Below are 26,314 nucleotides of genomic sequence, written 5' to 3' on the forward strand. Positions count from 1 at the left end.
TGGGGATCAGTGGACCGGCAATTCGACGCCGTCGAACAGCTCTTCCAGTTCCTGCTTGTTATGGCAGGCAATGGCCTTGGCCATGACTTCGCGGGTCAGGTGCGGGGCGAACTTCTCGATGAAATCACACATGAAGCCACGCAGGAAAGTGCCGCGACGGAAACCGATCTTGGTGATGCTCGACTCGAACAGCTCACTGGCATCCAGCACCACCAGGTCGCTGTCGAGCTTGGTATCGACCGCCATCTTGGCCACGATGCCAACGCCCAGGCCCAGGCGCACATAGGTCTTGATCACGTCAGCGTCGGCAGCGGTGAATACCACCTTGGGCGTCAGGCCGCGATGGCTGAAGGCTTCGTCGAGCTTGGAGCGACCGGTGAAACCGAATACGTAGGTGACGATCGGGTACTCCGCCAGGGTTTCCAGAGTCAGCTTCGGCAACTTGGTCAGCGGGTGGCCCTGAGGCACTACCACGCAGCGGTTCCAGCGGTAGCACGGCATCATCACCAGATCACCGAACAGTTCCAGTGCTTCGGTGGCAATGGCGAAATCCACAGTGCCGTCGGCGGCCATTTCCGCGATCTGCATCGGCGAGCCCTGATGCATGTGCAGAGCCACGTCCGGGTACTGCTTGATAAAGCTGCTGATCACCGGCGGCAAGGCGTAGCGCGCCTGGGTGTGAGTGGTGGCGATGGACAGGGTGCCCTTCTTCTCGTTGGAGAACTCCTGGGCGATCTGCTTGATGCTTTCGACCTTGCGCAGGATCTCGCCGGCGGTGGTGATGATACGCTCGCCGGCCGGGGTCACGCGGGTCAGATGCTTGCCACTGCGGGCAAAGACCTCGACCCCGAGTTCGTCCTCGAGCAGACGGATCTGCTTGCTGATACCCGGTTGCGATGTGTAAAGGCTTTGCGCGGTAGCGGAGACGTTGAGGTCGTGGTGCGCCACTTCCCAGATGTAGCGCAATTGTTGAAGCTTCATATCAATCCCTCAAAGCAGGTAGACGCCACGGGTATCAGCGACGGTATATAACTATATTAATGGTCAGGAGAATAAATCTAGAACTTTTATTCAGAATTTTCCATCCATCCTCAGGTATCGCCCTGACGTCGACGCTGCACCAGAGGCACCAGGTAAACCGGGACTTTGGCCAGTTGCAGAACTCGCGTTGCAGTACGCCCCAAAGGCGTTTGCGCCCCCACCCCATGACTGTGACTTCCTACGATCAGCAAATCCACCGAGAGTTTCCCGGCCTGCTCCAGAATCACCTGGGACGGGTCCCCCTGAAGCACCCGCACCGACTGGATCAAGGTCAGGTCCTGCATCCCCTCCCCCAGCTCCTCGCGAAAGCTGTCCAGCACCCGCTGCTCGATATTGGCCATTACTGTATTCAGGCCCTGACGGTGGAACTCATTCAGCGACTGCTCATCCAGGTAGCTCTGCAACACTGATTCGGCGAACAAACCCATGGGCTCCACGGCGTGCACTACATGTAAGTCGGCATTGAACGTTCGAGCCAGCTCCAGGGCATGTTGCATCACGAAGGGCGCATACAGACCGAGGTCAGTGGCATACAGCATCGAACGAATCATATGACCTCCTCAACTGCCAAGATGGCGGAGATTGATTCAGCTTAGCAGTGCCTGGAACTGTGGGAGGTCCGAGGAAAAACCTCGGATTTTAGGACTCAAGCCTTGGTTTCGTTGCTCACGCCGTGAGGCACGTGACCGGTGGCGACCACTTCGCGAGCCAGCTCGCAGTGACCGGCCTGGTCGTCGAAGAACACGTCGGCTGCAAAGGCTTCGAGGAAGGCGGCTTTTTCCAGCCCGCCAAGGAACAGCGATTCGTCCAGGCGGATGTTCCACTCGCGCAAGGTGCGGATTACCCGCTCATGGGCCGGCGCGGAACGGGCTGTCACCAAGGCGGTACGGATCGGACTGGCTTCGTCGGAAAACTCTCCCTGCAGCAGGTTGAGTGCCGCCAGGAAGCCCTTGAACGGCCCGCCCGGCAACGGCTCTCGTGCCGACTGCCGTTCACTGGCCTGGAATGCCTCCAGGCCGCCGGACTGGTAGATACGCTCCGAGTCATCGGAAAACAGCACCGCATCACCGTCGAACGCGATGCGCAGTTCGCCACTTTCAGCGCGCCGGGTGCCGCCGGACAGAATGGTTGCCGCAGCAAAACCGGCCTCTAGGGCACTGCGCACATCGTCGGCATGGGTGGAGAGAAACAGGTCGCTGCCAAAGGCCGCCAGATAGGGATAAGGACTGCGACCGCCGACGAAGGCTGCGCGGGAAATGCCCAGGCCGTAGTGCTCGATCGAGTTGAACACACGCAACCCGGTGTCGGCACTGTTGCGCGAGACCAGCACCACCTCGACCCGGGCCCGGCCCAGGCTGGCATTGAGGCTGAGGAGTTTCTTGACCAGAGGGAAGGCATCACCGGGCTCGAGGACTTCCTCTTCATGTTCGATCTGGTATTGCCGATAGGCCTCGACTCCCTGGGCCAGATAGACCTTGTGGCTGTCGCCCAGGTCGAACAGCGCCCGCGACGAGATCGCCACCACCAGTTTGCCATCCAGGCCCTTTGCCATACTTCATCCCCTTAAAGGTAATAAGCCCAACTCAGGCGTGGTGCCGGTCGATGAAGCACAAGGCCTGGTACAACGCCTGGATCTTCGGCAGCTCACAACCTGCGGCCCGCGCTGCCGCCAAGGGCGCAGCATAGATGGCTGCCAGTTCCAGAGGACGCTGGTGCAGGAAATCATGGTACATGCTGGGCCAGTAATCCGGCATGTGCTCGGTGGACTTGAACAGTTGCTGCGCATAGGCCGCAGGGATGACATGCCCGCAAGCCGCCGCCCCCTGCAGCACTTCCTGCATCAGGTCCTGGATCAGCTCGCGGCTGGCGGGGTCGGCCATCAGCGGCGTGGTACTGGCTCGGAGCAGAACCGACAGGCCGTTATACGGGACATTCCACACCAGCTTCTGCCAGCGCGCCTGCTGCAGGTTGCCCATGGCCTGGGAGTCGAGCCCCGCCTCGCGAAACAGCGCGGCGCCCTCCTCGACTATCGCCTGGCTTTGGGCCGCATCGGCACTGGCCGGGCCACTGTGGTAACCCAGGTTTACCGCGCCAAGCGCCTGGTGCTCGATCTGTCCGGGCCCGGCGCGGTGCACACAGATAAAGCATAAACCGCCCAGAAGATGCAGAGAGTCGGGAAGCACCGCGCGCAGGTCGTCTTCGACATCCAGCCCATTCTGCAGCACCAGAACCTTGGCATCGGTGGCCGCGGCCTGAATGATCGCCGGCGCCAGATCAAGGTTGCTGGTGGTCTTGGCGCCCACCAGCAGCCAGTCGCAAGCCGGCATCTGTTCGGCGTTGGCGTAGGCCTGCGCCGGCTTCAACGTCAGCTTCCCGTGCGGGGTGCTGTTGACTTGCAGCCCATGCTCGAGCACTGCCGGATATTCGCTGCGCAATAGAAAGTGCACGTCGAAACCGGCACGTGCCAGCATCACCCCGTAAAAACCTCCGATCGCTCCGGTCCCGATAATGCCTACACGCGGTTTACGGCCTGCACCCATCAAGGCAACTCCTCTGGTATTCGATTAAGCGCCAGACGCAAGCTCTCGCTGAGATCCTGCTGCGTCAGGCGCGACTGTAGCGCTCCATGAAACTCACCGTCGCGGACCACGAACAAGGCCGGCAGGTGGAACACCTGATAGCGCTCAACCGCACCGCCATTATCGCCCGCATCGACCCAGCAAAGACGGTCGATGGGTAGCTCCAACTCCGGCAACCGCGCCCGGGCCCAACGGCAACTGGAACAGCCGACACTGGTGAAAACAACCAGGGAAACGCCGCCCAGGCCCAGTAACTGCTGGTCGATATCGAAGTCGGTCAGCTCCAATTCGAGCACTATACTGGGGGAAACAATGTCAAATGGACGACACTCGGAGTCTGCGGTCATGGGACGTTTTCTGCCTCATCCTGATGATGTTCCGGTTGAACTGACCTTGCGCAAGCATGCCTGTATTTCACGCCAGCGGTTGCACACTATCAGCCTCGGTGGCATGGCGTGCAATTACCACCGTGCCTGGCGCCGCGGTACCGCGCTGGAGGTGTACATGCCGACGCTGGGGGATAACGCCCGTTACAACGGCTATGTCGCCTGGTGCCTGAAACGCAAGCGTGGCTACCTGGTGGGCATCGCTTTCGTCGACGAACAAACGCTGTTCGGTGCGCGCATGGGTGAACAGGTGTGCCAGATCGCCCGCTACTGCCGCCTGCATGAACCTCAGAGCGAACAGCAATGCATTGAGGCGCTGGCGCTGAATTGGGTCGAGCAGCACGCAGAAGACTATTCCGAAGACCGTGTGCACCAGGCTTTTGTGCAGCCATAGCCCAATAAAACCGCCACCTGCCCATTGTAGAGTCACCGGCTAACGCGCTAAGGTTCGGCTCCCCGACGCGCTCAAATCCGCTGTGCTCCGCCGCGCGGGGATCGCTGGCGGCCGGCACCCGTGACCTGACGAGTAACACGATGGCTGATTTACCGATCAACGACCTTAACGTCGCCTCCAACGAGACCCTGATCACCCCTGATCAACTCAAACGAGACATCCCGCTGAGCGACACCGCCTTGCGCACCGTGACCAAGGGTCGCGAAGTGATCCGCAATATCCTCGACGGCACTGATCACCGCCTGTTCATCGTCATTGGGCCCTGCTCGATCCACGACATCAAGGCAGCCCACGAATACGCCGAGCGGCTCAAGGCACTGGCGGCTGAAGTCTCCGACACCCTGTACCTGGTGATGCGCGTTTATTTCGAGAAACCGCGGACCACCGTCGGCTGGAAAGGCCTGATCAACGACCCATACCTGGACGACTCGTTCAAGATCCAGGACGGCCTGCACATTGGTCGCCAGTTGCTGCTGGACTTGGCTGAAATGGGCTTGCCTACTGCCACTGAAGCCCTGGACCCGATCTCCCCGCAATACTTGCAGGACTTGATCAGCTGGTCGGCCATTGGTGCACGTACCACCGAATCCCAGACTCACCGCGAAATGGCTTCGGGCCTGTCCTCGGCCGTGGGCTTCAAGAACGGTACCGACGGTGGCCTGACTGTGGCAATCAACGCCTTGCAGTCGGTTTCCAGCCCTCACCGCTTCCTGGGGATCAACCCCCAGGGCGGCGTGTCGATCGTCACCACCAAAGGCAACGCCTACGGCCACGTGGTGCTGCGCGGCGGCAACGGCAAGCCCAACTATGACTCGGTCAGCGTCGCTGTCTGCGAGCAGGCCCTGAGCAAGGCCAAGATCAAGCCGAACATCATGATCGACTGCAGCCACGCCAACTCCAACAAGGACCCGGCACTGCAGCCGCTGGTCATGGAAAACGTGGCGAACCAGATCCTCGAGGGCAACCAGTCGATCATCGGCCTGATGGTGGAAAGTCACTTGAACTGGGGTTGCCAGGCGATTCCGAAGAACCTGTCGGAACTGCAGTACGGCGTATCGATCACCGATGCCTGCATCGACTGGGAAAGTACCGAGAAGACCCTGCGCGGCATGCACGCCAAGCTCAAGGACGTCTTGCCGAAACGCGATCGCAGCTGATCCTTTCCTGCGGACACAAAAACGCCGGGCCAAGCCCGGCGTTTTTCATGGTCGCCCCGGTCAGAGCTTTGCTGCGTGACGCTGATGACGCTCCATATAACGCTCTACGTACGAGCAAGACGGAATCACTGTGTAGCCCATGCGTTCGGCGTACTCCAGCGCCTGCTCGGTCAGCGCCGCGGCAATACCGCGCCCACGCAGTGCGTTGGGCACGAAAGTGCGATAGATATCCAGGGTCTGCTTACCCAGGTCCATATAGGTCAGGTAGGCACGATGACCGTCCACATTGGTCTCGAACTGATGACCAGCCTGGTCATGGTGGATGGACAACGCCTCGCTCATCACTACTCCTTGCGGGTCTGGAATGCTGACCCCTACCTTACCGATGTTTTTCCGGCGAAGGAACAACTTACGCCACCTCGTGCCTGTCGGCTGCCCCGTAGAAGCTCTCGCTCTTGCGCCATCAGCACGTTACAAAATATAGGCGCCATTGGCACAAATGCTCAAGCCACACTCGTCACAGATCGGCGCAAAACCTTGTTGAGGCTGTGTACGAACCTTAGTCGGGATCGATACCTAAACATCTTGAGACGGTACATCGCCGGATGCTGAAACATAAGACGAGCGCCGCCCCTTAAAGTCACCCGCAAGATGCTTAAACATAGGTTCAGGGCTGAACAAATTCTGAAGAAAAGTGCAATCGACACAATATAGAACGACTTTAGCCTAGGCTCTGAAACAGCGCCTGGGAACTCCGATAACGATGCTGGCAAACACGCAGCATTCGGCCCCGGAGCTTCGCCGCTGAATATTTTTTATACAACCCGCTAAAAAGTTGCTCGAAAAAGAAACAGCGCCTAGAATTTTTTTTGCTTCTTGCGCTACGTCAGTTTACTTACTACAAGTAATGGGTAGTATGTACGCCGGCTATTTCCTCACTCTGAGGTGATAGCTACTAATAGAAAGTCCTTGAAGGGGAACACGATGAACAACGTTCTGAAATTCTCTGCTCTGGCTCTGGCCGCAGTTCTGGCTACCGGTTGCAGCAGCGTATCCAAAGAAACCGAAGCTCGTCTGACTGCTACTGAAGACGCAGCAGCTCGCGCTCAGGCTCGTGCAGACGAAGCCTATCGTAAAGCTGATGAAGCTCTGGCTGCTGCTCAAAAAGCACAACAGACTGCTGACGAAGCTAACGAGCGCGCTCTGCGTATGCTGGAAAAAGCTAGCCGCAAGTAATAGTCCCTCGGGATTGTTATCGAGCCGATCCATTTTTGGATCGGCTTTTTTATTGCCCGGAGTTCTTCACCGGCAATAAAAAACCCGCCGCTACCAACAGGTATCGGCGGGTTGCACTCAAGCGCTTACTGCTGCAAATCGTAGGTCGCGTTGGACATTGTTGTCACAGGCGCTGTCGTCGGCACGGCGATCTCAACCGGCAAGCCATCTTCGGCTGCCACTACATCACGCACCACATCCCAGTTCATGCGCAGGTTGTTGGCCAGGTCCTCACGCTTGAGCAAGGCATTGATCACCGCAGTGTGCTTGTCGACCACCGAAGGATTGCCTTTGTCATCCAACGGCGTATGAGCTTCCAGGTAGACTTTCCCGCCACTGATACCGAACTTGTACGGATCGTTGATGATGCGCACCGAAGTTCCCACCGGCACCATGCCGGCCATTTCCAGCACGTTGTTGTTGAGCATGCGGAAACAGCCGTGGCTGGTGCGCATGCCGATACCGAACTTCTTGTTCGAACCGTGGATCAGGTAACCCGGTGTGCCAAGGGTGAACTTGAATGGCCCCAAGGGGTTGTCCGGCCCGGCCGGTACCACGTTCGGCAAGGGGTCACCGTCGGCGGCGTGCTCGGCCTTGATCGAGGCCGGGGGCGTCCAGGTCGGATTCGGGGTTTTCGCGGTGATGCTGGTGTGGGCAATCGGTGACCCCCAGCCCTCACGACCAATCCCCAGCGGGAAGGTGTAGACCACGTTCCGCCCCTTGGGGTAGTAGTACAGTCGATACTCAGCCAGGTTGATCACGATGCCTTCGCGGGGCCCGGGCGGCAGAATGAAACGCGTGGGCAGGATCACTTCGGTGCCCGCCCCCGGCAGCCAGGGATCGACGCCCGGGTTGGCCGCGACCATTTCCAGGTAACCCAGGTCGTAGGCCGTGCCCAGGTCGGCGAAGGTATCCTCGTACTTGGCCTTGATCACCTGTACCTGGCCGACGATGTCTTCACCCGGCGGCGGTAGAGGCAATTCCAATGCGGCAACAGGACCGGCCACACACAAGGCGGCAAGTGTCAGGCAGCGGGTGACGACAGGGAGGCGGGGCAACATCCGGATAATCCTTCGCATGAACAACGAATGAAAGAAACACGATTGTACACCCCGCCCTCCGGCTACGGGAGCCAGGCGGGGAGACAAGCGCAGACACATGAATTCCCTGTCGAAACGGCCTGCTGGCGACCGCCTACAGCTCGAAACGCAGCTCAGGCCAGATCGGCGGAGTGCCACGTTTTTGCGACTCCAGAATCGCCCGGCACAACGGGCAGAGTCGCTGGTCCTGGAAAATCGTCCGATCCACGCTCGACCAGCGCGGTTGCGCGGGCAACAAAGTGCCACACAACGTGCGGTCGGCAGAGCCGCCCAACTCCAGTTGACGCGTCACCAGATGCACCCGAACTTCCTGGCAGGCGAACAGGTCAAGCTGCTCATCAGGCTCGATCAGTTGATAGGCAAACAGGGACCAGGCGGGACGCGGCATCGGGGGCTCCAAATCGGGGGCGCCACATTAGCCGAAACACTGTCACTAGAAAAGCGTCAAAGCAGCGGTTTTAGCGTCGGCCAGACATTTTCCAGCAACTTGCCCTGGGCCGCTGCCGCAGGGTGCAGACCGTCTGCCTGCATCAGTTCGGGATGCCCCCCGACCCCGTCAAGAAAAAACGGCACCAAGGCCACCTTTTTCTCGCTGGCCAACTGGCTGTAGACCTGGGAAAAGGCCTGGGTATAGCGCACGCCATAGTTGGGCGGCAATTGCATGCCCAAAAGCAGCACCTTGGCACCCTGGGCCTGGGAGCTGTCGATCATCGAAGCAAGATTTTGTTGCAATTGCCGGGGCGGCTGGCCGCGCAAGCCATCGTTCCCCCCCAACTCGAGAATCACCACCTCAGGTTTATGCTCTGCAAGCAGCGCCGGCAGCCGCGCCTGGCCTCCGGCACTGGTGTCCCCACTGACCGAGGCATTGACTACCCGGTCGGTGAAACCCTGGTCCTTGAGCCTCTTTTCCAGCAGGGCTACCCAGCCCTGGCGGGTATCCAGGCCGAAAGCCGCACTGATACTATCGCCAACGATCAGGACCGTACCCGCCGCTGCGTTCTGGGCCATGCACATCAAGGCCAGGCCGGCACTCAAAAACCATACACGCATCGGATTCTCCATGGGCGCAAGCATTCTCACTGCGCGGAACCTTAGCAAAGTGGTTCCCAGCGCGGAAGGTGAACTGACCATCCTGCATGAACTCAGCCTCGAGCTGAACCAGGGCGACAGCCTGGCCATCGTCGGCGCCTCCGGCTCCGGCAAATCCACCCTGCTGGGCTTGCTGGCGGGGCTCGACTTGCCCAGCAGCGGCGAAGTCACCCTCGCCGGCCAGGCCCTGAGCCAGCTGGATGAGGATCAGCGGGCCCGTATCCGGGCCGAGCATGTAGGGTTTGTCTTTCAGTCCTTCCAATTGCTCGACAGCCTCAATGCCCTGGAAAACGTCATGCTGCCCCTGGAGCTGGATGGCCGTCGCGATGCCCGCGAGCGGGCCACCGAACTGCTGCAGCGGGTTGGCCTTGGCCAGCGCCTTAGCCACTCGCCACGCCAGCTTTCCGGTGGCGAACAACAGCGGGTAGCCATTGCCCGTGCCTTCGCTGCCGAACCCGATGTGCTGTTTGCCGATGAACCCACCGGCAACCTCGACAGCCATACCGGTGAACGCATCAGTGACCTGTTGTTCGAACTCAACAAGGAAAGCGGCACCACCCTGGTGCTGGTGACCCATGATGAACGCCTGGCCCATCGTTGCCGGCGCCTGATCCGTCTTGAAGCGGGCCTGCTGGTCGCCCCTCTGGAGCCCTGATGGCACGTCTGCCGCTGCCGCGCCTGTTCAGCCTCGCTGTCCGCCAACTGCTGCGCGATGCCCGTGCCGGAGAGTTGCGGGTACTGTTCTTCGCCTTGCTGGTAGCGGTTGCGGCCAGCACGGCCATCGGCTACTTCGGTGCACGCCTGAACGGCGCCATGCTGTTGCGCGCCACCGAATTCCTCGGCGCCGATCTACTGCTGGAAGGCAGCTCCCCTGCACGCCCGGAACAGATCGACAGCGGCCTGAAACTGGGGCTGGATCATGCGCGGATAGTCGAATTCTCCAGCGTCATTGCCACCGACAATGCAATCCAGCTCTCCAGCATCAAGGCCGTCGACGAAGCCTACCCCCTGAGGGGGCAGCTCAAGAGTGCCGCAGCCCCCTATGGGGTCGAAGAGCCCGGCGGCGGTCCCGCGCCCGGAGACGCCTGGGTCGAACCGCGCTTGCTGACAGCGCTGGACCTCAAGATCGGCGACAGCATCGACGTCGGCATGAAGACCTTGCGCCTGGCCAGGGTGCTGACCTACGAGCCTGACCGGGCCGGCAACTTCTACAGCCTGACGCCTCGGGTCCTGATCAACCTGCAGGATCTGCAAGCCACCGGCGTGGTCCAGCCTGGCAGCCGGGTCAGCTTCAAGGAACTGTGGCGCGGACCGGCTCCGGCGCTTGAAGCCTATCGTCAACAGATCAAGCCGGTGCTGGCCGCCAACCAGCGGCTGCAGGATGCCCGCGATGGCAACCAGCAGATCGGTGGAGCCCTGGGCAAGGCCGAACGTTATCTGAACATGGCCAGCCTGGTAGCGGTGCTGCTGTCAGGGGTTGCAGTAGCCTTGTCGGCCAACCGCTTTGCCGCGCGACGCTTTGATGCCAGCGCCCTGCTTCGCTGCCTGGGGCTCTCACGCCGGGAAACCATGCTGCTTTTCAGCGTACAGCTAGGCGTTCTGGGTCTGCTGGCCAGCCTCAGTGGGGCGTTGCTGGGATGGCTGGCCCAGCTCGGCCTGTTTTACCTGCTACATGACCTACTGCCCAACGACGTACCACCCGGGGGCTTGCTACCCGCCATCGCCGGTATCGGTACCGGGCTGGTGGCCCTGGCCGGATTCGCCTTGCCGCCCCTGGCTGCGCTGGGACGGGTGCCGCCGCTGCGCGTACTGCGCCGCGACCTGCTGCCAATCCCCTCCAGCACCTGGATGATCTACGGCGCCGCTCTGTTGGCCCTGGGCCTGATCATGTGGCGCTTGAGCCTGGACCTGGTGCTGACCTTTGCCTTGCTGGGCGGTGGCCTGCTGGCGGCACTGGTATTGGGTGGCTTGTTGTTGCTGCTGTTGCAAAGCCTGCGGCGCCTGCTGGCCCGCGCCGCCCTGCCGTGGCGCCTGGGCCTGGGCCAGTTGCTGCGTCACCCCCTGGCTGCGGCCGGGCAATCCCTGGCTTTCGGCCTGATTCTGTTGTCCATGGCGCTGATTGCCCTGCTGCGGGGCGAACTGCTGGACACCTGGCAAAACCAATTGCCGAAAAATGCTCCCAACTACTTCGCACTGAACATTCTGCCAGCGGAAAAACAGGCCTTCAGCGAGCGCCTGGTTCAGCTCTCCGCCCCTTCGGCGCCCTTGTACCCGGTGGTGCCAGGGCGCCTGGTGAGCATCAATGGCGAGCCGGTAAGGGAGATCGTCAGCAAGGATTCCAGCGGCGATCGGGCCATACAACGCGATCTGAGCCTGACCTGGGCCGCCGATCTGCCCAGCGGCAACAGCATTACCGAGGGCAGTTGGTGGTCAGCCCAACCGGATGACGGGTTGCCTGGCGTCTCGGTCGAGGCCAAGGTGGCACAGAGCCTGAAGCTGAAGCTGGGTGATCACCTGACCTTCACGGTCGCCGGCGCCAACCGGGAGGCCCGGGTCACCAGCCTGCGCAGCATCAACTGGGACAACTTCCAGCCGAACTTCTTCATGATCTTCCAACCGGGTACCTTGAAGGATCTGCCCGCAACCTACTTGACCAGCTTCTACCTGAGCCCTGGGCACGATCAGCAGATTGTCGAGCTGTCCAGGGCCTTCCCGGCAGTGACCATCCTTCAGGTCGAAGCCCTGCTGGAACAACTGCGCAGCATCCTGGCCCAGGTCACCCTCGCGGTGGAATATGTGTTGCTGTTTGTCCTGGCAGCGGGAATGGCAGTGCTGTTTTCCGGGCTCCAGGCCACCCTGGACGAACGCATTCGCCAGGGTGCGCTGCTGCGCGCCCTTGGGGCCGAGCGGCAACTGCTGGTGAAGGCCCGGCGGATCGAGTTCGGCCTGCTGGGTGCAGTCAGCGGCCTGCTGGCGGCACTGGGCTGCGAACTGGTCAGCCTGGTGCTCTACCGGTTCGCCTTCGATCTGCCCTGGCACCCGCATCCATGGCTGTTGCTGCTGCCTCTGGTGGGGGCGCTGCTGGTAGGCGGGGCGGGAGTATTCGGTACCCGTCGAGCATTGAACGCCAGCCCGCTGAATGTATTGCGCGAAGGTTGAAAGCCCAAGGCTCGCCTGCCCAGGTCGGCGAGCCTACTTCACATAATCGATCTGGTTGATCCACCAGCAGGTTTCACCTGCCGGGGTGTGGACAATGGCCTCGTCACCCACTTCCTTCTTCAATAACGCCCTAGCCATGGGCGAGTCGATGGAGATGTAGTCCTTGCGCTGGTAGATCTCGTCGTAACCGACGATACGAAAGCGCTTGATCTCGGCCGCCTCGTTTTCGACTTCGACCCAGGCACCAAAGTACACCCGTCCCTCCTGTTCCGGCGCGTAGGAAACCACCTTCATGTCTTCCAGGCGCTTGCGTATGTAGCGCACCCGACGATCGATTTCCCGCAGAAGCTTCTTGTTGTACTGATAGTCCGCATTCTCGCTGCGATCGCCCAGCGAAGCCGCCCAGGTGACCTTCTGCGTGATATCCGGGCGCTTCTCCCGCCATAAATAGTCCAGCTCCTGTTTCAGAGCATCGTAACCATCCTGTGTGATGAGCTTGGTACTCAATTGGCTAATCACCCTCCAGCCTTATGCGTGCTGCGCGTTGGTTGTATGAGCCGACAAAGCCGGCACGTCATGAGCGGCATCTGCCACCGATCTATGGACATCACTATCAGATTTGTCCGATTTAGATTTCAGAGAGGTCAGCCAATCATAGGGCCAAAAAGCCGAGCCGTACGACCCAGGGCAGAGGTTCGACAAGAGCGTCGGCAATCGGCACGCCACACTGCTTGATACCTATTCCCCACAGAGCTAGCCAATAACTACCAACACCTCAAAAACAAAGGGAAAGTACCACATGGGCAACATCATTATCGTCGATGACCATCCACTGATCAGACTGGCCATCAAGTCGTTGCTGGATCCTCATCATCACAATATCGTCGCCGAAGCCGACAACGGTGCCGATGCCGTGCAACTGGTACGCAAACACCTGCCGGACCTGCTGATCCTCGATCTGGGCATCCCCAACCTGGATGGTTTCTCGGTCATCGCGCACATCAAGTCCGCCGGGCTGCACGTCAAGACCCTGGTACTGACCTCAAGTGATTCGAAAAACTTCGCCCTGCGCTGCCTGCAAGCCGGAGCCGCGGGCTTTCTGTGCAAGACCGAGAACCTTCACGAATTGGCCAATGCGGTAAAGGCCATCCTTTCCGGGTACAGCTACTTTCCGGAAGACACCATTAATATCCTGCAGCAGAACAGCAACGCCGCCAACCAGGAGAGTGTGTTGATTTCCCGCCTGACCGACCGCGAGATAACAGTCCTGAAACTGCTGGCTACCGGTCTGAACAACCAGCAGATTGCCGATGCGCTGTTGATCAGTCACAAGACCGTCAGCACCTACAAAGTGCGGCTACTCAAGCGTTTCAATGTTTCCAACCTGGTGGCCTTGGCCGAACTGGCCAAACGCAATGCCGTAGTTTGATCGTCAAGCCAGTAATTGCCACCCAATGACGGACAACCGCCACGACTGAAGACTTTCCAGTCGTTGTCTGTTCAATGGAGTTCCGATCTGTACAAGGCGCAGTTCAGCAGCCGTGGTGCACTACCGGCGGGTCAACTGCTGAACTGGCGGCGGATGATCAACCCCTGGCGAGCGACGCGGGTCAGTTGCTTGATGACTTCAGCAGCATCCGCAGCGCTAGGTGCCGGAATGACCGCCAGATCGAAGCTGTCACTGGCAAAACGTGTCAGGGATTCGCCTTCTTCGACAAACTGAATCAGAAACGCCGCTGGGCCCGGGGAACGTCGTGGCCAACCGTCGAGATAACGCAATAGTGTGGGTTGGTGCTTGCCACCCAGGAGGATTTTCGGATTGCGCTGGGAAAGGCTCGCCGTGATCGGCGCAAGACGTACAAGGGGGCGTGATGCATTCATCGTATTGTGTCTCTGCCTCAGATTTCTGCCGGGCAGGTGAGAGGCAACACCGAACCAGCGCTTTAGCGGTATTTCGAAGCCTGACTATAGCTTCTATCAGTGATCTTTCGACTCACCTGGCGCCCCGCAAGTAGCTGTTTAAATCGGCGCATGAGCAGCATCCTAGAGAAGCCGGCAGGTCAGTGTCAAGATTTGTCAGCAACGAAAAAGGCCTGCATTCGCAGGCCTTGGAAAACTTTGCCAACGGTTGATCCAGAGCCTCTGGAACACCGTCCTAGCATCAACTTACCTGGCGATTGCCGCATCCAGAGAAAGCTTGCCAGCCCCCTCAATCAGAACTGCGACAGTGCCGCCAAGCAGTGCCAGAGCAAATTCATATCCGTTGTTGGCCATGAACAGGCCATGGCTGATATGCACCGAGAAGATCGCCACCAGCAAGGTGAATGACAGGCCCAGTGCAGCGGGACGCGCCAACAGGCCAATGATCAGTGCCAGACCGGCAAAGAACTCGGTGCCCCCCGATAACAGCGCCATCAAATAGCCGGGAGCCAGACCGATACTCTCCATCCACTGCGCCGTTCCCGCCAGACCGCCACCGCCAAACCAGCCAAAGAGTTTCTGCGAGCCGTGGGCTACGAAGATGATGCCGACGAAGATCCGCAGTACGGTCAAGCCGTAGCCCGCGCGAGTGCCCAGTAGCTTATGGGTCAGTGTGCTCATGCTGTGTTGTCCTGTGTGAAAGTAGGAAAGTTGGCCGCCATACTAATCAGTTTAAATCATGTTAAAAGCGGAAATTACTCAAGCCAATAATCGATTTTTTAGATTATTTGCGTGACGCAACTTTTCGCTCCTGAGGCTCCAGGGAGTCTCGTTCACGATCAAAGGCCAGATAGTATTTGTTGACGCTATTAACATAGCTGACGGCCCCCATGCCCACTTGCTCCATGGCGATGCGCTCCACCTGGAAGAACCACTGGTTGGGGTTGAGCCCCCGCCGCCGGGCTTCACTGCGCATACCCTGCACCCGCTCCGGCCCCATGTTGTAGGCCGCCAGCACAAATGCCATGCGCTCGCGCTCATTGAGTTTGGGGCTGGCAAAAAACTTACGGCGAATCATCGCCAGGTACTTGGCCCCTGCCTGCACATTGCTATCTACGGACTGAATATTGTTGACCCCGACTCGCTGCGCTGCCGAAGGCGTTATCTGCATCAGCCCGGTAGGGCCGCTGCCGCTTCTGGCAGTGGGTTGCAACGCTGACTCCTTGAACGCCAGCGCCGCCAGGTTCAGCCAGTCCATGCCCTGCTCGCCGGCATGCTTCTGCAAAACCGGACGCAGTTTCTCCAGACGCTGACGGTCGGCCCGGGCCAGTGGATAGTGCACCTGGTACTGGCGTCGGTAGATACGCAGGAACGCCACATCCTGATCCGCCGGTGCCCTATAGGTCTTGAGGAAGCGGTCGATACTCGCCCGCAGCATCGACGCATCGCGCCGGACAAACCAGTGCTCTGCACCTGGTTCACTGATCTTCAACTGCCTGTCCACACGCAATTTGGGCAGGATCTTGCTCCAGCGTTCGGCAATCGGCTGCTCGACAATCGTCAGGTGGAAAATGCCGCCCTGGACCATTTCCAGTACATCCTCCACCGCCAGGCTGGGATCGACCCACTCCACCTTGATCGGCGCCAGTTTGTGCAGGGCCAGCTTCTGATTGATCTGGCTGACCGCGTCCCCCGCCGCACTCCCGGTAGTCAGGGTCAGGGTCTTGCCGGACAGCTGTTCGATCCGTGTATAACGGCGCTCCCCCTTGAGGCCTACCAGCAGCAGGGGAACATTACTGACGATCGGGTCGCTGGAACTGACCGCATTTCCGGGCTGGGCTTCCAGCAGCTCGCCAGGCGCCACCAGGTCGCCCTCGCCCCGCTGCAATGCACCCAGCAATTGGTCCTTGGCCTTGGGAATGATCTTCAGGCTGATTTCCTGACCGTCACGAGCATGGCCGTTGAGGTACTGCTCGAACGAGCGCAGGCGATGGTACTCGACACCTATGGCCTGGCCCTGGACCTCTCCAGAGCTATTGCGGCTCTGATTGACCAGCACCCGGAGTACCTGGCTGCTGCGGATTTCCGCCAGGTCGCGCACTTTTCCCGTGGCGTGTGCTTCCAGTGGTCCGGGCAAACGCGCCAGCGCCGGCAAGGGCAGCAGCAATGACAGGCACAGCGCGAGCAATATCGAGGATCGGGTCATCCGTTCTCCGCAAAGAATACTGTTCAACCCTTCGTCGTTTTTTGAAGAATTGATTGCCAGAAACAGAGCGCATTGAGCGCTGGCAAGCTGCGAAAGACCCGTGCAATGGCGCTGAAAAACTTGCCCGTTGCTCTGGTCCGGCAGCAAAAGACAGCTATAACTCGTTGTAGTTCTTGGTTTTTCTTATAAATCTACAGCTCTGATATGCTTTCCGGCCGCAGGCGGAGATAGCACCATGCAACTCATCGATATCGGCGTCAACCTGACCAATCCCAGTTTTGCCGAAAAACACCAAGCCGTTCTCAATCGTGCTTATGAGGCTGGGGTGTGCCAGTTGGTCCTAACCGGTACCAGCGTCGAAGGCAGTGAACAGGCCCTGGAGTTGTGCCAGAAACTGGACGCCGACGGGCAGAGACTGTTTGCCACCGCAGGGCTGCATCCCCACAGCGCCAGCGACTGGAATGCCGATAGCTCGCGACGTTTGCGCGCGCTGCTTGGAGAGCCACGGGTACGCGCCGTGGGCGAATGCGGCCTGGACTTCAACCGGGACTTCTCTCCCCGCCCGCAACAGGAAAAAGTCCTGGAAGAACACCTGGCCCTGGCTGTCGAGTTGCAGTTGCCAGTGTTTCTCCACGAACGTGACGCCAACCAGCGTCTACTGGACATCCTGCGGGATTTTCGTGATCGCTTGCCGGCTGCTGTAGTCCACTGCTTTACCGGGGAACAAAAGGCCCTGTTCAGCTACCTCGATTTGGACCTGCACATCGGCATCACAGGCTGGATCTGCGACGAACGCCGCGGCACCCACCTGCACCCGCTGGTACGCGACATCCCCCGCGGGCGCCTGATGCTGGAAAGCGATGCCCCCTACCTGCTACCCCGCAGCTTGCGGCCAAAGCCGAAAAATGGTCGTAACGAACCGGCCTATCTGACCGAGGTTTTGCGAGAAGTTGCGTTGCACCGCGGTGAAACCCAGGAAGACCTGGCAAGCCACAGTACCGCTTGCTCCCGGGCGTTTTTTCGCTTGCCAGAGATTGCTTGACCCACATCAAGATTTTTCCGAGATCATGGCGGCACAATAATGGCACCTTGCCAATACTGTTTCGCTCAATCAGAGAAGACCTTCTATGGGTGCCTGGCTTAGCAATATCTCGCTGAAGTACAAATTCTGGGCGGTCAATGCAGTCGCCTTCGTCACCACCTTGTTATTGGTGCTGTACGCCGTGCAACTGGAGCAACAGGCTCGCAGCCAGACAGCCCAGGCGGCCGCCCAGGCCGAAGCGAGGCTGCTCGGCGCCTGGCCCGTCGGACAGGCGCTGCCCAGCGCTGAACACTTGCTGTATTTCTCCCGGGGACAGGCACCCAGCCTCAACGAGCAGACTCTCAGCGAACTCAACGGCGCCAACGGCTGGGTCGAGCTCAACCCGATGCCGCTGTTCGGTGAGAATCCGCTACTGGGCGCTGACGTGATCCAGCGCGCCGACGGCCAGCAGGTTGCCGTACTGGCCTACGCCCCGAGCCTGGCCCAGGTCTTCAGCGATCGTTTTACCAACTACGCCGTCGCAGTGTTCATCCTGATGTTCGCCATGCTCTGCGCCTCGCAGTTGCTGATCCGCTTTCTCCTCAGCCAGCTCAACACCCTCAAGGACGTCATGCTGCACGTGGAGAAAACCGGCGACCTGTCTGCTCGCGTGCCGCTGTCCTGCAAGGATGAAGTGGGGCAGATGGCCAGCGCCTTCAATGCCATGCAGGCCGGATACCAGCGGGTAGTCAATACCGTGGCCAGTACCGCCCGGCAGCTGGACCAGGGCGCCGCACGCCTGGCCTCGAGCATGAACGATGTACGCCACGGCATGCTCGGCCAGCAGAGCGAAACCGATCAGGCCGCCACGGCCATCAACGAAATGTCCGCCACCGTCTATCACATCGCCCAGCATGCCGGTGCCACCCGGGACCTGTCGCAGACCGCCGACACACTGGCCGGCACCGGCCATGAAGTGGTGGGCCGGGTGCAGAAATCCATCGCCGGGCTTTCCCATGGCGTGCAGCAGACTGCCGAGATGATTCAGAAGCTCGCCGAGGACAGCCAGAAGATCAATGGCGTGGTCAACGTTATCCACAGCATCGCCGAGCAGACCAACCTGCTGGCACTCAATGCCGCCATCGAAGCCGCTCGAGCAGGGGAAATGGGCCGCGGTTTTGCCGTGGTAGCAGATGAAGTGCGCAACCTGGCCAAGCGTGTGCAGACCTCCACCGACGAGATCACCAGCATGGTCTCGGCCCTGCAGGCCGGCACCCGGGATGCCGTGGATTTCATGCAGGAAAGCTCGTTCAAGGCCGACGACTGCGTGCAACAGGCCCAGGAAGCCGGCGCGGCACTGGCGGAAATCACCGGCGCCGTAGCCCAGATGCGCGAAAGCAACACGCAGATCGCTGTCGCGGCGGAACAGCAGAGCCAGGTAGCGGAAGAAATGAACCGGGCGGTAGTGAGCATTCGCGATGTCACCGAGAACACCGTGCAACAGACCGTTGCCTCGGCCACCACCAGCAGTGAACTGGCGACCCTGGCCGGTGAGTTGAGCAAAGCCATAGGCCAGCTGAAACTCTGACCCGAGCGCCTCTACCCCCCCTCTACTGGCTATCGGACCGATAGCCAGCCTTGATTCGCCGCCATCCCAACGGGCCCCTATCCTTGGTTCATGAGTCTTCAAGAACTAAGGATGATCATCATGGGCAAACGTCACCCCAACCTCCCCGCCTGGCAATGGCGCGTCTACCCGCAGAATCACCAGCACCCTGCCAATCTGGTATTGCACCTGATTGCGGTACCGCTGTTCATCATCGGTTTTCTGCTGATTGTTTCGGGCGTGTTTTCCTTGAGCTTCCTGAGCCTGGCCATCGGTGTGGTCGGCATCCTCGCAGCCCTGGGCCTGCAGCGCCACGGACACAGCCTGGAGGCCCAAGCCGCCGAACCCTTCAGTGATCGCAAGGATGCCGTGCAACGGCTGCTGGTGGAACAGTTCGTGACCTTTCCGCGCTTTGTCCTGAGCGGCGCCTGGTGGCGTGCCTGGTTGCAGCGCCACCGGCACTGATGGCTCAGGCGAAGATGGTCACCGTCTGGCGGCTCAGGGCGATCAACTGGCCTTCAGCATTCCACAAGGCCGCTGCCGCATGCCCGTAGCCGTCACGCGCGTGCTCGATTTCCACCCGGTACTTGCACCAGTCCAGAGTGCTCAGTTCCAGCAACGGCTGGACGAACTCGATGGTCCAGGTCAGGGTGCTGCCCGCGGCGGGCTTGGTCAGGTGCGGCAACAGCGCCGGCGGCCAGGCATCCACCAGCGCCAGGATATGCGCTTCGGTAACCGGTTCTTCCTTCACATCCCCACGCAGGCGCACCCAACCGCCCATATCCCGGGAACGATTGCCGGTGAATGGCAGGCCACCGATGCTCCAGCGCATTGCCAGATGACGCATGAACTCCGGCGTCACGCCCTTGATATAAGGCAGCTCCTGGCAATCATCCCAGTGTTTCATTTCGGGCGCAGGCTCAGCGGCCACACTGACGGACGATTCACGGGAAGCGCCAAAACTGCCCTGCACCAGAGTCACCACTTGCCCTTGCTGCATGACCCGCCCCAGCACCTGGCTGACGGCCTTGCCTTCGCGCAGCACATCCACCTCGAAACTGACCGGCACATCTGGCGCCACCGGGCCGACAAAGGTGACCGCCAGCGACCGCACCGGGCGGTCCGCCGCAACCTTGGCCCGCATCGCTTCATACTGCAGAGCAACTACCAGGCCACCGAAACTGGCGCGCCCCTGGGCCCATTCCGCCGGGATGGTCAGCGCCTGGGGCTGGCCGCGAACGGCTTCGAGCAAATCGTAGAAACGCATGAAAACCTCGGGGGACAAAAAATAGACTGAGGGATCTTAACCAGCGTCGCAGAGCCACACAGCCATTATTCCGGCCAAAGCAGCGGACAGATAAGCCGCCCTTTGACCCTCAACGCTTGAAGCAATCGCAATGCAGTTGCTCCAGTACCTGATCGGAACGGGCCTCGGCCTTGAGCATGGTTCTGCGCCACACCGCTACACAGGGCAGCAAATCCAGTTGCCGCTCGGCCTGGGCCAGCCATTGCCAGCAATCATGCCAGTCGCCCAGGGCGCTCTGAGCTGCCTTGAGACGCTTCATAGCCCGGGAGGGCAAGCGATCCAGGTCGGGATAGGCATCGGCGGCGTAACGCACCCGCTTGATCAGCAGGCGCAGGCGATGTCGGTCGTGGGCAGGGTCCAGCAGCGCCTGGCCCAGGGCCTTCCACTGCTTGGCCAGACGTTTTTCGATACTGCCGCGCAGGCCCCGCAGCAGACCTTGGCGCTCAGAGGCCCGGAGGAACCTGGGGAAGGCATCCAGCACCAGAAACAACTGCGCCAGCTCGGCCCCCGCGGCCACTGCCGAGTACTCATGCAACAGCTGTGAGGTACGACGGTCGGCGGCAGCATGCTGGCCATGCTGATGCAGATAGGCCGCCAATACTTCACGATCACGAATCGGCGTCGTCAGCCGCCCCACCTCGCTGGCCGCAGCTTCCAGGTGCTCTACTCCGGGCAGGCCACGCAACGGGCGCAAAAGGCTGCGCAAGCGTCGCACGCTGATGCGCAGATCATGCAAGGCCTCGGCATCCGTGGCGGCCGCCAAGCGGGCCTGACAAGCCAGCAAACTCACTTCCAGGCCCAGAACCTGAGCCACCAAACGATCAACCAAGGCAGACATCAAGGCTTCCCCAACACGAGTCAAAAGCCTGACTTCGGCTTATCCAGCTCCAAGAATGGCACCGCGAACCGGCGACAGGCATTGCGCCAGATCATTCAGGTTCGCGGCGGTGATTGTCAGACCAGCTTAGCGGCTGTCTCGGCTCAGCGCCCGGCCCGGGACTCACGAATGTAGAAACGGGCCTTCTCGGCCTTGTTGGTGCAGCCTTCAAAGGCTTCGAATTGCTGCTGGGTCTTGGCGCCGGTCAGCAGCGACAACGCCTTGGAATAGCTCACGGTGCCGGCGAAACCTTCGGCCTTGGCCAGGTCCAGCTCGTGCCAGGCAGCATCCAGCTGCGTGCCGCAACTGTCACGGTAGGCAGTCTTGCCTGCACAACCGGTCAATACCAACGCAATCAGGGGCAGGCAGATCCAGGCTTTCATCGATGACACCTCAAGATAGGGAAAACAGTCGTACAGGCTAAGACGATGGCGGCGGGAAAAAGTGCCAGTCCCGCCCCTTGGAAAATATAGCTGCAGGAGCATAGCCTCGCGGCCCAGGCGGCCCTAGAAAAAAACTCACAGGCCCCGCAGCGCATCAGCAATTGAACCACAAGGCGCTATGGGTGCATTGTTGCAGCCTGTTTGTCGAAGGGACGAATCATGAGCAAACGTGTCGCATTGGTCCTTGGGTCGGGGGGCGCTCGCGGTTACGCCCATATCGGCGTCATCGAGGAAATCGAAAAACGCGGTTATGACATCGCCTGCATTGCCGGCTGCTCGATGGGCGCGGTGGTCGGCGGCATCTACGCCGCAGGTAAGCTCGCCGAGTACCGGGAATGGATCGAAAGCCTGGACTACCTCGACGTGCTGCGCCTGGTGGACGTGAGCTTTCGCCTGGGGGCGATTCGCGGCGAAAAGGTCTTCGGCCAGATCCGCAAGATCGTCGGCGAAGTGAATATCGAAGATCTGCGCATTCCCTATACCGCCGTCGCCACCGACCTGACCAACCAACAGGAAATCTGGTTCCAGGAAGGCTGCCTGCACCAGGCCATGCGTGCTTCCGCCGCGATCCCCAGCCTGTTCACCCCGGTCATGCAGGGCAACCGCATGCTGGTGGACGGCGGCCTGCTCAACCCGCTGCCCATCGTTCCAGTGGTTTCCAGCCACTGCGACCTGATCATTGCGGTCAACCTCAACTCCACCAACCAGCGCCACTACCAGTTACCGGTGATCCAGCGCCCACCCGCGTTCAAGAGCCGCTTTGACAGCCTGATCAATTCCCTGGGCTCGCACCTGCCGTTTCGCCGCAAGCAGGCCGAACAACTGCTACTGCTTGAGCAGGAAGCCTTCAAGAGCGAAGCCGCGGAGATCAATCCCTGGGTCGAGGGCGCGGAGCCTGAAGCCCAGCAACCAGCCGCCGCGCCGCAAACCGACGGTGCTCCGAAATCCGCCAGCGGCTCCTTCATCATCGACAACGTCGGCCCGGCGTCATTGCTGGACCTGGTCAACCAGAGCTTCGAGGTCATGCAGACCTCCCTGGCACAGTACAAGATCGCCGGCTACCCGCCGGATATCCTGATCAACGTGCCCAAGCGCGTCTGCCGCTTCTTCGAGTTCTACAAGGCGCCGGAGCTGATCGCCCTGGGCCGTGAGATTGCCAGCGATACCCTGGACCGCTACGAACAGGACCAGTAGCCAAAGACCACAAACTCAGGAGTCGGCGCCCAGCAGGCGGTAGCCGACCCCCGCCTCGGTGACGATGAAGCGTGGCCGGGTCGGATCGTCCGCCAGCTTCTGGCGCAAGTGCCCGACCACAATCCGCAGGTAATGACTGTCCTCGGTATGGGTCGGGCCCCAGATGTCCTTGAGCAGTTGCTGCTGGGTAATCACCCGCCCCGGGTGCCGCGCGAGCTGGGCCAGCACCGCATACTCCTTGCGGGTCAGGGCCACTTCGACACCGTCCAGCAACACCCGCCGATATGCCAAGTCAACCGTCAGCGCCCCCACTTGCAACGCCGCCTCCTGCACTTCCCCGCTCGGCGCCTGGCGCAGCAGGGCGCGAATCCGTGCCAGGAACTCCTGGATACCGAAAGGCTTGGTCACATAGTCGTTGGCGCCACCATCCAGCGCCTCGACCTTCTGCAGCTCGCTGGCACGCACCGAAAGCACCATGACCGGCACCACCGACCACTCGCGAAACTCGCGCAGCACCTGCTGCCCGTCCATGTCCGGCAGCCCCAAATCAAGTACCAGCAGGTCCGGCTTGTTCAAGGCAGCCTGGGCCAGGCCTTCGGTGCCGGTACCGGCTTCAATCACTTTGTATCCCTGGGACGCCAGGCTGATGCGCAGGAACTTGCGGATCTGCGGCTCGTCGTCGATGACCAGGATGGTCGCGGTCTGGCTCATGGTTTCAGTTCAAGACAAATTAAGAGGCAAAAGCGTAGCGCAAGGCATGCCGCATCCGTGTGGCGTTGACGCGGCAAGGCCGCAGCGCTTTCTACAGGTATTCACAGGTCGGACTCAAGCTCCGGCTGGGTCTGCAACGGCAGGTGCAAGGTAATGCATGTCCCCTTGCCGCCAATGCCCTGCGCGACGCTGATATGCCCGCCATGGGCGCCAACCATGCCCTGGCAGATCGCCAGGCCCAGGCCGGTACCCTGCCCGCCGCGGTCGCCACGGGCAGCGGTGTAGAACATGTCGAAAATCTTTGCCCGCTCATCCTCGGGAATCCCCGGGCCCTCATCACTGACGGCGAAGCTCAATTCCTGTTCGCTGGCACTGACCGTCAACTGCAGATGGCCCTGGGGCGGCGAGAAGCGGGCAGCATTCTCCAGCACATTGACCAGCGCCTGCTCGATCAACGCCGCATGGACGTAAAGCAAGGGCAAGTCCGCAGGCAGTTCGGTGGCCACCTGCAACGGCGCCAGCACCGCCCGCAGGCGGTTCAGGGCACTGCCGACGATATCCCCCGGCGCGACCCAGTCCCGGGCCAGCTTCAAGGCCCCATGGCCGAGTCGGGTCATGTCCAGCAGGTTCTGTATATAGCGGTCCAGGCGTTCGGCCTCATCCCGCGTGCCCTCCAGCAGCTCTCGCCGATCTTCCTGGGGGATCGCTTCCCCCAGGGCCAGCAGGCTGTCGATACTGCCGCGCATTGAGGTCAGCGGTGTGCGCAGGTCATGGGATACCGAAGCCAGCAAGGCGCTGCGCAACTGCTCGGTCTCGCCGCGCAGCCTCGCCGCCTCCAGATCCTCGGCCAGCCGCGCCCGGGCCAGGGCCTGGGCCAATGGCTGGCTCAGCGCGGTGAGCAGGCGACGGCGCTGGCCGCTGAACTCCTCGCCTTCACGGGGGCAGACCCCGAGCAAGCCCAAAGGCCCGTCATCCACCGACAAGGGCCACCACCACCAACGGCCAAAGGGCAAGGTCCCAGTGCCCAGCCCCGCCGGCTGGTCATGCTGCCAGGCCCAGTCGGCGGCGGCGCGCTCGGCCTCGGAGAACTGCGGCGAACCACCGGTCTCGACTTTCCATCCGCCCTGCCCATCGCGGTTGATCAGGCAGATACGCAACTCGTCGCGGCCATTCAAATGCTGGGCCGCGGCGCTGATCACCGCTTGCCGGTCAGTGGCGGCAGTCAACTTGCGCGACAGGTCCAAGAGCTCGCTGGTTTCTTCCTGGGTATCGCGCAAGGCCTGCAACTGCCGGCGCTGGCGGGCCGCCAGATTGCCGGTCAGCGCGGCCATGAGCAGGAAGAACAGCAGGGTCAGCACGTCCTCTTCACGCTGGATGGCCAAGGAGAAGTTCGGCGGAATGAACAGGAAGTCATAACTGAGAAAGGACAGCGCCGCGCAAGCCAGGGCCGGCCCAAGGCTGCTGCGCACCGCCACCAGCAGCACGGCGGCGAGGAACACCAGGGAAATGTTCGGCAACGGCAGGACACTGGCTACCCCCCAGGCCAGGGCACTGGCCAGGAGGGTGGCCAGCACCGCCAGGGCATAGTCGAACCAGACCAGCGAATGCTTGACCCGCAGGCCCGGCTGATGGGGCTGGGGCTCGCTGTCCAGGACATTGATTTCCAGGCCATCGGCATTGCGCAGCAAGCGCGCCGCCAGGCCGCCACCGAACCAGCGTCGACGCCAGCGGCGCCTGGACTGGCCCACCAGCAACAAGCTGGCGCGACGCTCCGCAGCGTGCTGGATCAGGGTCTTGGCTACCTCGCCGGCGCGCAACAGGACCACTTCCCCGCCCAGGCGCTCGGCCAATTGTTGAGCGGCCTGCAAGCGCAAGCGTGCCTGCTCGTCGCGCAACCGGCCGTTATCCACATGCACCAGGCTCCAGGGCAGGTGGCGACGCTGGGCCACACGGCTGGCGTGACGCACCAGGCGCTCGGCCTGGGCATCGCCGTCGATACCTACCAACAGCCGCCCGCGCACCGCCGGTGCCGCCTGCCCCAGCTGGCGATAGCCCTGGGCCAGGTCATTGTCCACCTGGGCGGCGGCGGTCTGCATCGCCAGCTCGCGCAGGGCGGTGAGGTTGGTCTGGGTGAAAAACGCATCGATCGCCGCCCGCGCCTGCTCCGGCACGTAGACCTTGCCATCCCGCAGACGCTCCAGCAGCTCTCGGGGCGGCAAGTCCACCAGCAGCAACTCATAGGCCTCTTGCAGCACCCAGTCAGGCAGGGTTTCGCGGACCTGGACCCCGGTGATGCCGCGCACCTGGTCATTGAGGCTTTCCAGGTGCTGGACATTGACCGTGGTGAAGACGTCGATCCCGGCCGCCAGCAATTCCTGAATGTCCTGCCAGCGCTTGGCGTGCCGGCTGCCCGGGGCGTTGCTGTGGGCCAGCTCGTCCACCAGTACCAGCTTGGGCTTGGCCTTGAGCAGGCCGTCGAGGTCCATTTCCTCCAGCAGTACCCCACGATATTCCGAACGCACCAAGGGCTGCTGGGGCAGCCCGCTCAACAAGGCTTCGGTTTCGGCGCGGCCGTGGGTCTCTACCACCCCGGCCAGCACCTTGACCCCCTGGCGCAGTTGGGTATGGGCCGCCTGGAGCATGGCGTAGGTCTTGCCAACCCCAGGGGCGGCCCCCAGGAACACCTTGAGCCGGCCGCGGCCGTCCCGTGGCAGCTCGGCTAGCAGCGCGTCGGCGCGACCGGAATCACTCATGGGCTTTCTCTCTGCGACAAGACATTCGGTTCAATCT

At 61.2% G+C, this 26,314-nt stretch carries 28 protein-coding genes; 10 read left to right on the top strand and 18 right to left on the bottom strand.

All coding sequences use genetic code 11. From position 1 onward, the window contains the following. Positions 1-6: 6 nt before the first annotated feature. From cysB to KCG88_RS07815, 5 genes are all read right to left on the bottom strand, one after another. Positions 7-981 (bottom strand): HTH-type transcriptional regulator CysB, encoded by a 975-nt coding sequence (cysB, locus tag KCG88_RS07795; RefSeq protein ID WP_011062541.1) that lies wholly within the window; start codon positions 979-981, stop codon positions 7-9. 110 nt (positions 982-1,091) lie between these two features. Continuing rightward, positions 1,092-1,592 (bottom strand): universal stress protein, encoded by a 501-nt coding sequence (locus tag KCG88_RS07800; protein WP_011062542.1) that lies wholly within the window; start codon positions 1,590-1,592, stop codon positions 1,092-1,094. A 95-nt stretch (positions 1,593-1,687) separates the two neighbouring features. Further along, positions 1,688-2,593, bottom strand: coding sequence for a 5'-nucleotidase (locus KCG88_RS07805; RefSeq protein ID WP_047288246.1), 906 nt, complete (start codon positions 2,591-2,593; stop codon positions 1,688-1,690). Between the two features lie 31 nt (positions 2,594-2,624). Further along, the gene (locus tag KCG88_RS07810; protein ID WP_210712182.1) at positions 2,625-3,581 is read right to left on the bottom strand and encodes a putative 2-dehydropantoate 2-reductase; all 957 of its coding nucleotides are present in this window, start codon (positions 3,579-3,581) and stop codon (positions 2,625-2,627) included. Further along, positions 3,581-3,967 (bottom strand): thioredoxin family protein, encoded by a 387-nt coding sequence (locus KCG88_RS07815; protein ID WP_047337474.1) that lies wholly within the window; start codon positions 3,965-3,967, stop codon positions 3,581-3,583. Before KCG88_RS07815 ends, KCG88_RS07810 begins: the two co-directional genes overlap by 1 nt. Here KCG88_RS07815 and KCG88_RS07820 point away from each other — a divergent pair. Further along, the gene (locus KCG88_RS07820; protein ID WP_210712183.1) at positions 3,966-4,400 is read left to right on the top strand and encodes a PilZ domain-containing protein; all 435 of its coding nucleotides are present in this window, start codon (positions 3,966-3,968) and stop codon (positions 4,398-4,400) included. The genes KCG88_RS07815 and KCG88_RS07820 overlap by 2 nt on opposite strands. Positions 4,401-4,540: 140 nt before the next feature. After that, on the top strand, positions 4,541-5,617 hold the full coding sequence (locus tag KCG88_RS07825; protein WP_011062547.1) for a 3-deoxy-7-phosphoheptulonate synthase: 1,077 nt from the start codon (positions 4,541-4,543) through the stop codon (positions 5,615-5,617). A 60-nt stretch (positions 5,618-5,677) separates the two neighbouring features. Here the strand turns inward: KCG88_RS07825 and KCG88_RS07830 are convergent, their stop codons facing one another. Continuing rightward, on the bottom strand, positions 5,678-5,959 hold the full coding sequence (locus KCG88_RS07830) for a GNAT family N-acetyltransferase (protein ID WP_011062548.1): 282 nt from the start codon (positions 5,957-5,959) through the stop codon (positions 5,678-5,680). Positions 5,960-6,601: 642 nt separating this feature from the next. Here KCG88_RS07830 and oprI point away from each other — a divergent pair. Then, entirely contained in the window at positions 6,602-6,853 is a 252-nt protein-coding gene (gene oprI, locus KCG88_RS07835; RefSeq protein ID WP_003448337.1) for an outer membrane lipoprotei OprI, read from the top strand. Between the two features lie 125 nt (positions 6,854-6,978). Here oprI and KCG88_RS07840 read toward each other — a convergent pair whose 3' ends face one another. From KCG88_RS07840 to KCG88_RS07850, 3 genes are all read right to left on the bottom strand, one after another. After that, positions 6,979-7,953 carry a L,D-transpeptidase family protein gene (locus KCG88_RS07840; RefSeq protein ID WP_047288255.1) on the bottom strand — a complete coding sequence of 325 codons (975 nt, stop codon included), beginning with the start codon at positions 7,951-7,953 and terminating at the stop codon, positions 6,979-6,981. 133 nt (positions 7,954-8,086) lie between these two features. After that, a complete protein-coding gene (locus KCG88_RS07845; RefSeq protein WP_007931378.1) occupies positions 8,087-8,380 on the bottom strand; it encodes a hypothetical protein in 294 nt (97 codons plus the stop codon). A gap of 56 nt (positions 8,381-8,436) precedes the next feature. Continuing rightward, entirely contained in the window at positions 8,437-9,042 is a 606-nt protein-coding gene (locus tag KCG88_RS07850; protein ID WP_041752456.1) for an arylesterase, read from the bottom strand. Between the two features lie 10 nt (positions 9,043-9,052). Between KCG88_RS07850 and KCG88_RS07855 the strand changes: the two genes are divergently transcribed. Together KCG88_RS07855 and KCG88_RS07860 are read left to right on the top strand one after the other, a co-directional pair. Continuing rightward, positions 9,053-9,736: an ABC transporter ATP-binding protein gene (locus KCG88_RS07855; RefSeq protein ID WP_011062551.1), complete on the top strand. Its 684-nt coding sequence runs from the start codon at positions 9,053-9,055 to the stop codon at positions 9,734-9,736. Next, positions 9,736-12,240, top strand: coding sequence for an ABC transporter permease (locus KCG88_RS07860; RefSeq protein ID WP_210712184.1), 2,505 nt, complete (start codon positions 9,736-9,738; stop codon positions 12,238-12,240). The genes KCG88_RS07855 and KCG88_RS07860 overlap by 1 nt, the downstream gene beginning before the upstream one ends. Before the next feature lie 33 nt (positions 12,241-12,273). Here KCG88_RS07860 and greB read toward each other — a convergent pair whose 3' ends face one another. Further along, positions 12,274-12,747: a transcription elongation factor GreB gene (gene greB, locus KCG88_RS07865; protein WP_047288260.1), complete on the bottom strand. Its 474-nt coding sequence runs from the start codon at positions 12,745-12,747 to the stop codon at positions 12,274-12,276. A gap of 292 nt (positions 12,748-13,039) precedes the next feature. Between greB and KCG88_RS07870 the strand changes: the two genes are divergently transcribed. Then, positions 13,040-13,669 (top strand): response regulator transcription factor, encoded by a 630-nt coding sequence (locus KCG88_RS07870; RefSeq protein WP_047337477.1) that lies wholly within the window; start codon positions 13,040-13,042, stop codon positions 13,667-13,669. Between the two features lie 131 nt (positions 13,670-13,800). Here the strand turns inward: KCG88_RS07870 and KCG88_RS07875 are convergent, their stop codons facing one another. From KCG88_RS07875 to KCG88_RS07885, 3 genes are all read right to left on the bottom strand, one after another. Next, a complete protein-coding gene (locus KCG88_RS07875; protein WP_210712185.1) occupies positions 13,801-14,121 on the bottom strand; it encodes a class I SAM-dependent methyltransferase in 321 nt (106 codons plus the stop codon). 285 nt (positions 14,122-14,406) lie between these two features. Further along, the gene (locus KCG88_RS07880; RefSeq protein ID WP_047288264.1) at positions 14,407-14,841 is read right to left on the bottom strand and encodes a DoxX family protein; all 435 of its coding nucleotides are present in this window, start codon (positions 14,839-14,841) and stop codon (positions 14,407-14,409) included. A 103-nt stretch (positions 14,842-14,944) separates the two neighbouring features. Next, positions 14,945-16,366, bottom strand: coding sequence for a transglycosylase SLT domain-containing protein (locus KCG88_RS07885; protein WP_210712186.1), 1,422 nt, complete (start codon positions 16,364-16,366; stop codon positions 14,945-14,947). Positions 16,367-16,601: 235 nt separating this feature from the next. On the opposite strand from KCG88_RS07885, the gene KCG88_RS07890 reads away from it, so the two are divergent. The 3 genes from KCG88_RS07890 (at position 16,602) to KCG88_RS07900 (ending at position 19,458) form a co-directional block, all read left to right on the top strand. Beyond that, on the top strand, positions 16,602-17,408 hold the full coding sequence (locus tag KCG88_RS07890; RefSeq protein WP_210712187.1) for a TatD family hydrolase: 807 nt from the start codon (positions 16,602-16,604) through the stop codon (positions 17,406-17,408). 85 nt (positions 17,409-17,493) lie between these two features. Further along, positions 17,494-18,975 carry a methyl-accepting chemotaxis protein gene (locus KCG88_RS07895; protein ID WP_047288272.1) on the top strand — a complete coding sequence of 494 codons (1,482 nt, stop codon included), beginning with the start codon at positions 17,494-17,496 and terminating at the stop codon, positions 18,973-18,975. Positions 18,976-19,095: 120 nt separating this feature from the next. Beyond that, on the top strand, positions 19,096-19,458 hold the full coding sequence (locus KCG88_RS07900) for a terminase (protein ID WP_026019949.1): 363 nt from the start codon (positions 19,096-19,098) through the stop codon (positions 19,456-19,458). A 4-nt stretch (positions 19,459-19,462) separates the two neighbouring features. On the opposite strand, the gene KCG88_RS07905 is transcribed toward KCG88_RS07900, so the two are convergent. The 3 genes from KCG88_RS07905 to KCG88_RS07915 all read right to left on the bottom strand — a co-directional run bounded on the left by KCG88_RS07905 (position 19,463) and on the right by KCG88_RS07915 (position 21,559). After that, positions 19,463-20,260, bottom strand: coding sequence for a thioesterase family protein (locus KCG88_RS07905; RefSeq protein ID WP_210712188.1), 798 nt, complete (start codon positions 20,258-20,260; stop codon positions 19,463-19,465). Positions 20,261-20,369: 109 nt separating this feature from the next. Further along, positions 20,370-21,137 carry a CHAD domain-containing protein gene (locus tag KCG88_RS07910; protein WP_210712189.1) on the bottom strand — a complete coding sequence of 256 codons (768 nt, stop codon included), beginning with the start codon at positions 21,135-21,137 and terminating at the stop codon, positions 20,370-20,372. A 143-nt stretch (positions 21,138-21,280) separates the two neighbouring features. Continuing rightward, positions 21,281-21,559: a hypothetical protein gene (locus KCG88_RS07915; protein ID WP_011062563.1), complete on the bottom strand. Its 279-nt coding sequence runs from the start codon at positions 21,557-21,559 to the stop codon at positions 21,281-21,283. A gap of 219 nt (positions 21,560-21,778) precedes the next feature. Here KCG88_RS07915 and KCG88_RS07920 point away from each other — a divergent pair, with 219 nt between their 5' ends. Beyond that, the gene (locus tag KCG88_RS07920; protein ID WP_011062564.1) at positions 21,779-22,813 is read left to right on the top strand and encodes a patatin-like phospholipase family protein; all 1,035 of its coding nucleotides are present in this window, start codon (positions 21,779-21,781) and stop codon (positions 22,811-22,813) included. A gap of 15 nt (positions 22,814-22,828) precedes the next feature. Here the strand turns inward: KCG88_RS07920 and KCG88_RS07925 are convergent, their stop codons facing one another. Together KCG88_RS07925 and KCG88_RS07930 are read right to left on the bottom strand one after the other, a co-directional pair. Then, positions 22,829-23,524, bottom strand: coding sequence for a response regulator (locus KCG88_RS07925; protein ID WP_047288278.1), 696 nt, complete (start codon positions 23,522-23,524; stop codon positions 22,829-22,831). A gap of 101 nt (positions 23,525-23,625) precedes the next feature. Beyond that, entirely contained in the window at positions 23,626-26,277 is a 2,652-nt protein-coding gene (locus KCG88_RS07930) for a sensor histidine kinase KdpD (RefSeq protein ID WP_047288279.1), read from the bottom strand. Between the last annotated feature and the right edge of the window lie 37 nt (positions 26,278-26,314).

This window comes from Pseudomonas sp. MWU349 (assembly GCF_017947325.1).
GTDB lineage: Bacteria > Pseudomonadota > Gammaproteobacteria > Pseudomonadales > Pseudomonadaceae > Aquipseudomonas > Aquipseudomonas protegens.